Genomic DNA, 11,499 nt, shown 5'->3' with positions numbered 1-11,499 from the left:
GAATTATCTGCCAAAATCAAAGCTTCAAAAGTTCCTAAAGGATAAAAATTGTGAAATTATGATGGTCTAAGGAACTCCATCACATCCACAAAGTTCTCAGCGAATATCTCTACCTGCTCAGTTGGTATGGAGAAGCTGAGACGTATGTACCTGTCCCCGAATATCTTGCTGGTGTATGCACCCTGCCTTACAAAGATCTTCCTCTTAAGTAGGTAGTCTGTAAGGTCAACGGGGTTCACACCGGTTTCATGTATATCTATGGCCATCATGTTACCATTTGATGGGTAAACCGGGAGAAATGCCCCTTCAACCTCTTCAACAGCGTCCCTGATGATCCTCTGGTTCCTGAAGGTCACATCCCGTATCCTGTGGACCCACCTGTCCTTTGATTTGAGAGCTGCAATTGCACCTGCCTGGGATACAACATTTGTACCCAGGTCATTTATGACGATGCTCTTCACTGACTCAACAATGTCTGCAGTTGCAACAATTGCACCTATCCTTAGACCTGCCATCCCGCATATCTTGGAAAAGCTGTACACTGTAACTGTATGGTCGGGTGCGTAATCAGCTGCAAGGTGGTGTTCCTGTGCAAAGTCCCTGTAGGTTATATCGTGCAGAAGGTAAACATCATGGTCCACTGCAATGTCTGCAAACGCCTTTATCTCCTCCAGTGTATATGATGAGCCCAGTGGATTCAGGGGGTCAATAAGTGAAATCAGGCGGGTGTTGCTGTCCATATTCTCAAGCACAAGGTCAGGTGTCAGTTTATACCCACATTCGCTGCTGTATATTGGGACCGATTTGACAGTGCATGCGAATCTGCTTGCAAAGTTGTCAATTATCAGGTAGCCGGGATCACATGTTATGGCATTGTCCTCAGGGTTGAGAATATCATTCATGCAGAGATACAGGGACTCTGTACCCCCGGCGGTTATGAGGGCTTCAAAGCCATCCCCCAGTCCCAGATCCTTCAGTACAAGTTCCTTGAGTTCCGGGAACCCCTCAGGGGGAGGATACTTGCAGTAACTACCCTCATTTATGCAATCAATCATGGCTTCCGCTATTTCAGAGTGATCATGAAGATGGTTGGTGTTCTGACCCATCCATATCATTTCTTTGTCCTTGAAGACGTAGTTAAAAAACTCATTTGAAGTTTTAAAGCCGTTTGGCGGCACTTTTGCGGCTTTAGCATATTTTTTAGGAGAAATCATTTTATCACATCAGCACCAGAGTATCCTAATGAAAGAGAAGAAGGCTTCTCTTATCTACCCGAGGCTGAACCTCAACCATAGGCCACACTATTACCGTGTTCTATATCATATTAAACAAACCACTTAATAAACTTTGTTCAGAAAAAGAGCCTCTGTAATAAAACTTAGGGCCCATATCCTACTTCAAGAATGCAGCCAGCCTCCAGGGGATCAGCCAGATGATAACGATGGCCGCCCGGAGTGGAATTCCTGAAGATCAGACAATACCCTCAGGAACTATCCTGAAACTGGTCCTCAAACCTTCGGGCCTGTTTCTGTGCCTTCTGAGTACAGCAACTCTTTCACCTGGCCTATCACCCATTTCAAGTTCAACAATTGTTTTGGACCAGTACCTCAGGAGGGTCCCGCCAACGGGACTCACCCTCTCCACCCCATCATCTCCCCTCAGGGAATATATCTGGTTGGTTACAACCACCGCAAGGTCAAATCTTCTTGCCATCTGCAGAAGAAGGAAAAGCTGTCTTCCAAGATCAACATTGAAATTCGATCCGTTACCCTCCTTTAGACGGTATAGGGCCACCGCAGAATCAAGCACAATCAGGTCAACTGAATCGCCATGGTTTTTGAGGACATTCAGTGTTCTTTGAATGGCTTCACCCTGTTCTGTGAAGCTAGATGGTTCAAAAACTATTATATTATCGGCAACCCTTTCAAATGAAGATCCTGAAACCTGTCTTATTCTTTCAACAGAAATTCCGCCCTCAGTATCAATAAAAACTGTCTTTCTGTCTCTCTTTGAAGTTTCAACTGCAAGTTTAATTGCAATGTTGGTTTTGCCAGAAGCTGGGGGTCCATAGAACTGTGTGATGGTTCCCCTCTCAACACCCCCTCCAAGTATGGAGTCAATGGATGAACCTGTGGGGAGCCTTCCGTTTTCACCGAGCTCCATAAGGGTCCTCATCTTATACACCTGAAAATCCTGTAGATAACCTCAGGGTCCCCCCTACCTATCCTGAGAACAGCAGGTGGTTCAGCCGTAAGATCCACAACAGTGGATGGTTCAGTGCTATCACATTCGCCTGCATCAAGCATGAGGTCAACCTTCAGATCCTCAATTATATCATTGGTTTTCCCTGATGGTTGCTTACCTGATATATTGGCACTTGTGGCCGTCACCGGAAATTTTGCTGATATCCTCCTGCATACCTCATCATCAGGGACCCTTACACCCACCTTTGATGATCCCCCTGTGAGAATATCCGGCACCAGATCCTTCTTCTCAAGTAAAACCGTGTAGGGACCAGGTAATATCCCCCTGATTATCTCCATTGCATGCTCTGATGGTTTTGAGAACCTTGGTATCTCAGACACCTTTGAGACACATATGGATACCGGTTTATCAGGGGCCCTTCCCTTTATCCGGAAGAGCTTCCTCACTGACTCCCTGTCAAGTGCATTGACACCGAGGCCATAGATGGTATCTGTGGGGTATATCACTACTCCACCCCCCTCCATAACAGATATTGCCTCATCAATCACCTTTTGTGATGGGTTTCCTCTCCTGATTTTCCGGATTATCATTGAACCACCAGATCCATGACCAATTTATATATCTGTAATCAATATAAATGAGTTCATGTTGAATCAGTTCAGACCGGCACTCAGAAGGTTCATAGACCCTATCGCAGAGAAGATCGCAATACCGGCAGATTATATAACGTTCACTGGTTTCCTTGTTGCATGTGCCTCGGCTGCATCCTATGCCAGCGGGAATATTATTAACGGTGCCCTGCTTCTTGCATTAAGCGGATTCATAGATGTCCTTGATGGGGCTGTTGCAAGGAAAAGATTCAATCCCACCAGATTTGGTGGTTTCCTGGATTCGACCCTTGACAGGCTCTCAGATGGCATAATCATCACCGGTATAACGGCAGGGGGGTTCACAGGGATTCTCACAGGTATGCTGGCCCTCCACTCCAGCCTCATGGTCAGTTATGTTAGGGCAAGGGCCGAGTCAGAGGACCTCGAATGCGCTGTAGGTGTTGCTGAAAGGGCTGAGCGGCTCATAATACTCATTGGAGGGTCCCTTGCCGGATACTTCCTTGGCTTATGGTATATGGACGCTGCCATGATAATTCTGGTCTTTGCAGGTTACTTCACGGTGATCCAGAGGATGATGTACGTCCGGAGGCAGATGAAAACATAATGACTCAGGAATTCCCTGATTAAGAGATTGATGAGGTGTTTAAATGGAATGCAGGGAACGCATAGAAAAGGACCTTGATCTTCTTGAGAAAAATTTAATGGAAATGGAATCCATAGAATTCAAAGGGGAGGAGAGGGCCATCATTGAGAGGGCACTGAACTACAGGGACGACTCCATTTACTACCTAAAGAAGGGAGATTACATCACATCCTTCGGGTGCATTACCTACGCCCACGGCCTTCTGGATGGGCTCAGAATGCTTCACGGAATTATATGATGGAGATAAAATGAAGTTTTTCATTAAAGAGGGAAAAGTTGAGAAGTATGGGCGCAGGCACCTTGATAAGGTTATGGAATGCTACCTGAAGCTGGAGGAGCTGATGGAGGCCTTTTACAGTGGCGACTGTAGAAGCGTATCCAGACTCGCAAGGGAGATAGCGGTTAGTGAGCATGAGGCCGATGAGATAAGAAGGAAAATGGAACTTGAATTCTATGAGGGGGCCTTCCTCCCCTTCGACAGGGAGGACCGTATAATGCTAGTTGAGAGCATAGACAAGGTCGCTGACGTCATTGAATCAACCGCATTCACCGTATCCCTTGGAAGGGTTTCCTTCCCCTCAGGGTTCAGAGAGGACTTCCAGAGGATGATGGATGTCACAGGAAAGACGGTTCACGCCCTTAAGGAGTGTGTGGAACTCCTTGAAAGGGACCTCGGGGAGGCCATGAGGAAGGTCCATGAAATTGAGGGCCTTGAGGATAAGGTGGATACAATTGAGAGGAAGATCATAACAGACCTCTACTCTGCCTACAGGGAGAAGGAGATGGGTGTCATAAAATTCATGGACATGAAGGAAATCACCAGGAAGATCGGGAACATTTCTGACAGGGCCGAGGATGCTTCTGACCGTGCCCTCATAATAATAGCCAAGAGAAGAGGCTGATGACCCTTAAAATGGCCGTTGAGGACCTGAGATACCTCCTCAACAGGGGTTACCGTAAACGTGTTGCGCTTAATTTCGTTGCAAACCACTATCTTCTCGGGAAGAGGGAAAGAAATTACCTTGCAAGGTATGTCTTCTCAGATGAAACCAGAAAGAGGAGACTCTCCCTGCTGGTAAGTCCAGATTTCCTCAGGGGTTCCACTGTCCACATTGATGGCTACAATGTACTCATAGGTACAGAAAGCGTTCTTGGGGGTGAAGGGTTCTTCATTGCCCAGGATGGGTTTCTGCGGGATGTGAGGGGTGTATCAGGGAGTTACAGGATGGGTGAAGTAACCCTGAGGGCCCTGAATGCCATAATGGATTTTCTATCCGATTCAGGTGTTAAAGAGGTTTTTTTCTATTTTGACAGGAACGTCAGCCATAGTGGCAGGCTGAGGCAGATCGTTGAGGAACTAATGGATTCCAAGAAACTTGAGGGACGTGCTATTCTCTCATCATGCGTTGACAGAAACCTTAAGGAAAGTGGGGGTGTGGTGGCAACAGCTGACGGTGCTGTGATTGACTCTGTGGATATGGTGATTGACATTCCCCATGAGATACTCAGGAGACTCAACAAGAAGAAACCAAAGGATGGTGACAGAAAAGAAACCAATCATTAAAAATGCCAAGATCAATCAACCCTATATCAGAACAATCATTAAAGGTATCCGGAAAACGATCTGCTGGCAGAACCTAGGAATTTAATGTTTCCAAAAAAATAAAATTTGAGCGGAGTCTGTTTACTCCATGTCCTCAAATCTGTCTCCGAGTTTTTCAAGCACACCCGGAAGGGATGTGTACTCCATTTCATCTGATGGGAGTCTGTGGGGTTCGAATGGCCCGTGTCTTCTCATGTACTCTGCAATTTCAGATGCAAGCTGCCTTGAGCGGTCAAATGCTGGGTCATCAAACATGTCGATTGGACCCACGAGTTTGCAGTCTGCGATCTGGAATCCCAGCCCTATGACCCTTGGAGGTCCGTCGAACCTGACGGGTGTTGCATCCCTCTGGGCAACAGGCATCAGTGGCCCGTTGTGTGATCCCCTCATCCAGCCACCCACAAGATGAGGGAATGCAAAGGGCTCAACGACTTCCCCTGCTGCAGGGAATCCTGACTGTGCCCTCACAATTGCAACAGGGTCATCCTTTCCTATGTACTTACCTGCCATGAGGTTAAGTCGTTCTGTGCTCACAGAGGCTGCTATTTCACCGTCGTCCCTTCTGTGTATCTTCTTTATCACATAGCGGCTGATTGAACCGAGAAGTGCAAGGAGGTCGTACATCTCATCAGGGCATGCCATTGTAACCTTCTTGTGTTCAACAACGTCAAAAACCTCGAATTCGTATCCGTTGTGAAGTGATGGGTCAATAACAAGACCCGCGGTGTTGAATGGGTCTGCAAACATTCTGAAAAGGGGCAGGTTAAATGCTCCAGGTTCTGTCTTGTCGCAGCAGAAAATTATAACAGGATCGCTTGGCCTCTCCTTAAACTCCATCTCAGCGCAGCCAGGGCCCATACCCTTGATGTTTCCTGAGAAGGTGTCTGAGAGAAGGTCCTGTCCTGCACCGTAAAGTTTTAAGCCCCTGGCAACCTCTGTGGCTTCCCTGAAGGCGTTCCATGCTGTCTGGTGAACCTCCTCATTTTCTTCACCGTTCCTGTGGGTCATTATGAGGTCAATGTCATCCCCACAGTTGGTAATATAATAATCCTCAAGGATTCCTGTATCCCTGGCTTCTGCCAGTATCTCGTCGCACTTCTTCTTTAATGCTTCATGTGCGACTGCGTGACCGGCTACGCTTCCAACGTCTGCTTTAATTACACTAATGGTTGTTTTCATCATTACACCTCCAGAAGATAGTGAGTTAATTAACTGGATTCTTTATATAAAAGATGTGATCTGATTATTTAAAAAGTTATCCACAGAATCTGCAACGATCATTCAGGGCTTTCTGTTTCGAAGCTGATCTGAATATCCTCTCAATTTCATCTTCAACCTGGATTTTTTCTGAGAGTTCCCTGATGGAGGCTGGATCTGCTGCTGTTGAGGGATGGCGGGGTACAGCACTGCATCCACCATCGGGTATCACCGAGATGTCATAGGTGCCTATCCTCTTTGCAAGGGCCTCTATCTCCACCTTGTCCATGCCTATGAGGGGGCTGAGGACAGGCATCCTCACTGCCATCCTTGTGGCTAGGATGTTTGGAAGGGTCTGGGATGCCACCTGCCCGAGGCTGCTCCCATCCACTATCGCAAGTGCCCCCTCCTCCTCTGCAACCATCTCGGCGAGGCGATACATCCCCGCCTTACATAGGACACAGGTCATGTTCTCAGGGGCTTCTCTCCTGCATTTTTCAAGGTAACTTCCATACCTGAAAATTCTGAGTTTGAATTCAACTCCAGCAGAATACTCCGCAAGTTTTGAAGCGATTTTCTCAACCTTATCAAGGGACTCGGGAGCTGTGAATGGTGAGTTATCGGTGTGGACAGCCACGACCTGGCATCCCCTCTTCATGAGGAGATAGGTGGCAACAGGTGAGTCTATTCCCCCGGATAAAAGGGCAACAACCTTTCCCTGGGTACCGGCAGGCAGGCCGCCAGGACCCTGGATGACCCTGTGGTAGATGTATGTCCTGTTCTCCCTTATTTCAAGGTGGATCTCAAGGTCAGGGTTTCCAAGGTCCACCGGGGCTCCGATCTCCCTGACCACAACTGAACCTGCAAAGGCTGCCATCTCCTGACTTGTGAAGTCATGCTGCCCAACCCTTCTGCATCTTATGGCGAAGGGTGTTCTCTCTGTGATGAGACCCTCCAGTTTCAGTTCACCCACATATTCCCTGAGCGCCCCCTCTATAACATCAAAATCGGTTTCCACAGTCACCGCGGGTGAAAAGGATACCACCCCAAAGATCCTTGAAAGTTTATCAAGGGCCTCATCCATGTTATCAGGGAATACGAATATTCTTCCATGCCTGATCTCTGCTCTGCAGCTGAAAGCAGACCTTATGTTGTGGAGGAGTTTTTTTTCAAATCTCCTTCTAACAGCCGGCCCCTTAATTGCAACCTCACCGTATCTCACAAGTATAACATCATATTCAAGAATACTAACACCCCCCTATGAGGAAATTACCCTTTTCTACGAGTTCCTTGAGTTCAAGGGCAAGTCTGGATGCCCTCACCCTGTCTGACTGTCTGCATACGATGGGTACTGACCTATCACCAATCCTGACCTCACCTGTATCCATCTCATACGCCCCATAGGGACATGAGAAGGCACATACACCGCAGCCAAAACATTTATGAAGGTCCACTCCATGGTCTATTGCATGGGTTGGGCACCTCTCTGCTGCCAGGCATGGGAGGCAGTCAGCACACCTTTCAGGGTTATAGGTGGGTCTCTCGTCACCAGCCCATGTATCCGCATATGTCAGCTCATGGATTATCCTTGAACGATCCCTAACATCGGCAACAGGTAGCCCTATATCTGAATTAAGAACCAGCAGTCTCTCAAAGGCCCTCTCAGATGTCACAGGCAGCGGAACTGCGATGGTGTTGAATATCTCGGGTCCCGCGGCTGTCCTGAAGCCCCCAATGTAATCAGGTTTCATATCATGCAGGTCCCCGCTCAGCATGAGATTTGGTCTTTCAGGACTGCTCCTTGTACCCTCACCCAGCACAAGGCCCCTGGCACCATTTAAGAGTACCCTGGTTCCCCTCCTGATGGCCTCCATCGCAGGATCATTTTCAATGGGATTGATGTCACCGCACCCTGAGAATGAGAGGCCCCCGCAGTGGGGCGGCATTTCAAATGCATTGAATATGGATCTTACAGGTTTATCGGATGGATTTACGAAGGCTGTGTAGTTTCTGAATGCCATCCTTGTCCCTATTATCCTCGCTGTTTCAATATCCTTCAGGGTAACTGTGGATTCAATGAAAGTTCCATCCTCTGACTTTACAGTCACATCAACCTCAGATCCAATGAGAAGGTCCCTGAGAAGAAATCCACCACCATATTCCGGGTCCCTGACGCTTCTGGCTGTCCCATAAATGAAGATGTCCACTGAACCCAGGTTTTCATTTGGACACGGGCCGGGATATGCTGGTATACCATTCAGTTCAACTGAAACAGCCTTCCTGAATGAACCCGGTTCAGATACCCTGAAATGCATGACCGCTGCTGTCCCGGACATTACCCCGCAGGTGGCCGCTGTTACCACGTCGATCTCCTCTGCAGATGGGGCCTCATCGTTGAGAACCAGCTCCTTGAGTTCCCCGGCTGTTAAAACGGTTGCTTCACCATCCATTATCCTCTCATTTATTTCTGAGATGGTCCTCCTCAAATTCATCACCAGACAACGACAAGAACCGTTATTTTACAGATCTCAAATTCATCCCCCGAAGGATTCAAGTGAGGATCTTGCCTCCTCAAGGGCCTCATGGATTTTATCCTTTCCTTTACCGGCTCCCTGTGCAAGGTGGGGCTTTCCGCCACCTCCACCTCCAAGGACCCTTGAAGCTGATGCTATAACCTCATTTATCCTTAAACCTCTCTCGACCGCATCATCAGAGGCCGCGCCAACTATCTGGCCCTCCAAATTTGCAAGGACAACTGCGTCGACTGATTCTGTGAGTTCAAGGGCCATGTTCTTCATCTCATCCATGTCAGCCTCAACCGTGTCTATGATGACCCTCAGGCCGTTGAGGTCCTCCACCCTATCCCTTACCTCCAGGATTTTGAGTGAAGCCATTTCCTCCTTGAGGCGTGAAACCTCATTTCTAAGGGCCTTCCACTCTGTGAAGAATCTTTCAGAGGTGCGTGGAAGCTGTGATGGTGTTACCTTGAATACATCTGCACTTTCCCTCAGTATATCCCTGTTTTTCTGCATGAGTTCAATTGCCGATGCCCCTGCAGAGAATTCTATCCTCTCAACACCATCCTGTATGCGTTCGGTCCGGTTGATCATTATGAGGCCTATGTCCCCGGTTCTCTTAACATGGGTACCGGCACATGCCTGTACATCCACCTCTGGAATCTCAACGACCCTTATCATGGAGCCAGGAACAACACCCCCCTGGTAGAGTATGAATCCGTACCTTTTCTCTGCAATGTCCCTGTCCATCCACCTGACATCAAGGGGGATGTTTCTCATGACGTATTCGTTGGCCAGCCTCTCTATCTCATCAAGTTCCTCCTGAGTTATCCTCCTGTAATGTGAGAGGTCTATCCTTGAACTCTTAACACCCTTCTGGGCCCCTGCCTGCCATATGTGGTCTCCAAGGACCCTCCTTGCAGCTGCAACTATCAGGTGGGTTGCCGTGTGGTTCCTTGTAAGCTGAAGTCTTCTATCTGGATCAATGCGGCCCCTTGCAGTTTCCCCTGTTTTGAGGCAGATTTCGTCATCTGTCCTGTGGAGTACAACGTTACCTATCTTCTCTGCATGCTTTATCTGGATCCTGCAGCCTTCTGACTCAATGTATCCTGTGTCAGATGGCTGGCCTCCTCCTTCAGGGTAAAAGAGTGTTCTATCAAGTATGACGCCGTCCTCATATACCCCCAGCACACTGGCTTCGAACTCCAGGTCATCGGGTCGTTCATAGAAGAGGAGGTCTGTCTGGGGGTAATCAAGATGAAGGTCCTCCTCCGGGGTTTCAGTTTCAGCCTCATTCATCTCCGCAACTAGGGTGTAAAAGTTGTCAGGGATTTTAACACTGAACCCTGATTCCTCTGCTATCTCCTTTATGGTTTCAGGGGGGATTCCATGGGAGTCATATAGTTTTATAAGGATTTCAAGGGGCATATCGCTCTTATTATCCTTCCTGAGGTATTTTATGGTCTTCTCCACAATCCTCCGGCCCCTTGTCACGGTCTTTGCATACCTGTGTTCCTCAAGGTCTATGATGCTGAGTATGTGTTCATGGTGCTCCCTTATCTCAGGGTAATGGCCCTCAAGGAACTCCACCTGAATGTTCATTATATCCTTCAGGGACTGCCTCATGCCGAGTTCCTTCATGAGCCTAAGCGTCCTCCGGATTATGAGCCTCGCAAGGTAGCCCTCCTTGACATTTGAGGGTATGACACCATCTGCAAGCATGAAGGCGAGACAGCGCGTATGATCGGCTATGGCATAAATGGACTCCATGGGGGCCGCGGCACTTTCAAGTTCAGTGGCTGAGATTCCAAGTTTATCAGCAACCCTTTTTCGAAGTTCCCTGAGATCAGCATAGGTTTCTATATCCATCATACCGGCCACACGGGCGTTTTCTGCCAGTATCTCCTCTTTGACCTCCACGCCTGTCAGTTCAATCAGCTTCTCAATTACCGGGCCAAAGCATGCGTCGTAGGCTGTTGGTGTCCCCTGGGATATCCAGGCAAATCTCTCAAGCCCATATCCGGTGTCAACTATTTTGAGGGGGATCTCCTCCCTGCCACCATCCGGGAGGGTGCGGTACTGTATAAAAACGAGGGTCGCCAGTTCTACGCCACGGACACAGACCTCATAACAGGGCCCCTCATTTCCGCCGCCCTGCCACCAGGATTCTATGAAGGTTATCTCAGATGGATCTATGCCTATGTGAGTCAGAAATTCGTGGCAGTACTTTACTGTCTCCTCTTCCCAGTAAACTGGGTTATCCTCAGAGTTGAATGCATGGTGCCCCCCCATGGTGAAGCATGTGAGGTGCCTACCTGTTCTTCCAACGTTATCAACGTCGTTGAGTCTTATTGACGGCTGTGCAACCACGAGGGGGTTTGCAGGGGGCTTCACAAGGCCTGATGTCACCCATGGCTGAAAGTTGTATATGGATGCTCCAACAAGGAAGACATCGTCCCGCCAGCGCTTTGCAAGTACCGGATATCTTCTGATGGGCTCATGGCCCCTTTCAGCGAAGAATTCTATGAATTCATCCTGTATCTCGTACAGGTCATAGCTCCTCGAGGTCGCGGGATTTCCTATAAAATCGTATTCATCACAGGGGGCATCCCCACATGTGCTGCGTTCCCTTATTGACCAGAAGGTGTTCCCACAGGACTCGCATTCATATTTTCTGTAACCCAGTTCTTCAAGCTGACGAGACATGGTAATCATTGAAAACAG

11 protein-coding genes are annotated in these 11,499 nt (G+C 48.3%); 4 read left to right on the top strand and 7 right to left on the bottom strand.

Annotation, left to right across the window (positions count from 1 at the left end):
• Positions 1 to 56 precede the first annotated feature (56 nt).
• The 3 genes from QFX39_RS07310 to QFX39_RS07300 all read right to left on the bottom strand — a co-directional run bounded on the left by QFX39_RS07310 (position 57) and on the right by QFX39_RS07300 (position 2,795).
• Positions 57 to 1,214 carry a pyridoxal phosphate-dependent aminotransferase gene (locus QFX39_RS07310; protein ID WP_300478917.1) on the bottom strand — a complete coding sequence of 386 codons (1,158 nt, stop codon included), beginning with the start codon at positions 1,212 to 1,214 and terminating at the stop codon, positions 57 to 59.
• Positions 1,215 to 1,470: 256 nt separating this feature from the next.
• The gene (gene radB, locus QFX39_RS07305; RefSeq protein WP_300478915.1) at positions 1,471 to 2,175 is read right to left on the bottom strand and encodes a DNA repair and recombination protein RadB; all 705 of its coding nucleotides are present in this window, start codon (positions 2,173 to 2,175) and stop codon (positions 1,471 to 1,473) included.
• Complete coding sequence (locus QFX39_RS07300; RefSeq protein WP_300478913.1) at positions 2,172 to 2,795, bottom strand: L-threonylcarbamoyladenylate synthase; 624 nt, start codon at positions 2,793 to 2,795, stop codon at positions 2,172 to 2,174. The genes radB and QFX39_RS07300 overlap by 4 nt, the downstream gene beginning before the upstream one ends.
• A 55-nt stretch (positions 2,796 to 2,850) precedes the next feature.
• Here QFX39_RS07300 and pgsA point away from each other — a divergent pair, with 55 nt between their 5' ends.
• From pgsA to QFX39_RS07280, 4 genes are read left to right on the top strand one after another with little or no spacing between them, the layout of a single operon-like run.
• Positions 2,851 to 3,420 carry an archaetidylinositol phosphate synthase gene (pgsA, locus tag QFX39_RS07295; protein ID WP_300478910.1) on the top strand — a complete coding sequence of 190 codons (570 nt, stop codon included), beginning with the start codon at positions 2,851 to 2,853 and terminating at the stop codon, positions 3,418 to 3,420.
• A 43-nt stretch (positions 3,421 to 3,463) separates the two neighbouring features.
• Positions 3,464 to 3,697 carry a DUF357 domain-containing protein gene (locus tag QFX39_RS07290; RefSeq protein WP_013295103.1) on the top strand — a complete coding sequence of 78 codons (234 nt, stop codon included), beginning with the start codon at positions 3,464 to 3,466 and terminating at the stop codon, positions 3,695 to 3,697.
• Positions 3,698 to 3,707: 10 nt separating this feature from the next.
• Complete coding sequence (locus tag QFX39_RS07285; protein ID WP_300478905.1) at positions 3,708 to 4,361, top strand: TIGR00153 family protein; 654 nt, start codon at positions 3,708 to 3,710, stop codon at positions 4,359 to 4,361.
• Positions 4,361 to 5,023 (top strand): DUF434 domain-containing protein, encoded by a 663-nt coding sequence (locus QFX39_RS07280; protein WP_300478903.1) that lies wholly within the window; start codon positions 4,361 to 4,363, stop codon positions 5,021 to 5,023. The genes QFX39_RS07285 and QFX39_RS07280 overlap by 1 nt, the downstream gene beginning before the upstream one ends.
• A gap of 120 nt (positions 5,024 to 5,143) precedes the next feature.
• Here the strand turns inward: QFX39_RS07280 and fbp are convergent, their stop codons facing one another.
• The 4 genes from fbp to alaS form a co-directional block, all read right to left on the bottom strand.
• A complete protein-coding gene (fbp, locus tag QFX39_RS07275; protein WP_300478901.1) occupies positions 5,144 to 6,241 on the bottom strand; it encodes a fructose-1,6-bisphosphate aldolase/phosphatase in 1,098 nt (365 codons plus the stop codon).
• A gap of 76 nt (positions 6,242 to 6,317) precedes the next feature.
• On the bottom strand, positions 6,318 to 7,481 hold the full coding sequence (gene thiI, locus QFX39_RS07270) for a tRNA uracil 4-sulfurtransferase ThiI (RefSeq protein WP_300478899.1): 1,164 nt from the start codon (positions 7,479 to 7,481) through the stop codon (positions 6,318 to 6,320).
• A 25-nt stretch (positions 7,482 to 7,506) separates the two neighbouring features.
• Positions 7,507 to 8,751 carry a methanogenesis marker 16 metalloprotein gene (locus QFX39_RS07265; protein ID WP_300478897.1) on the bottom strand — a complete coding sequence of 415 codons (1,245 nt, stop codon included), beginning with the start codon at positions 8,749 to 8,751 and terminating at the stop codon, positions 7,507 to 7,509.
• A gap of 42 nt (positions 8,752 to 8,793) precedes the next feature.
• Positions 8,794 to 11,490 carry an alanine--tRNA ligase gene (gene alaS / locus QFX39_RS07260; RefSeq protein WP_300478895.1) on the bottom strand — a complete coding sequence of 899 codons (2,697 nt, stop codon included), beginning with the start codon at positions 11,488 to 11,490 and terminating at the stop codon, positions 8,794 to 8,796.
• Between the last annotated feature and the right edge of the window lie 9 nt (positions 11,491 to 11,499).

It is taken from the genome of Methanothermobacter sp., assembly GCF_030055425.1.
Lineage (GTDB): Archaea > Methanobacteriota > Methanobacteria > Methanobacteriales > Methanothermobacteraceae > Methanothermobacter.
This window is presented reverse-complemented; position numbering and strand designations above follow the sequence as displayed.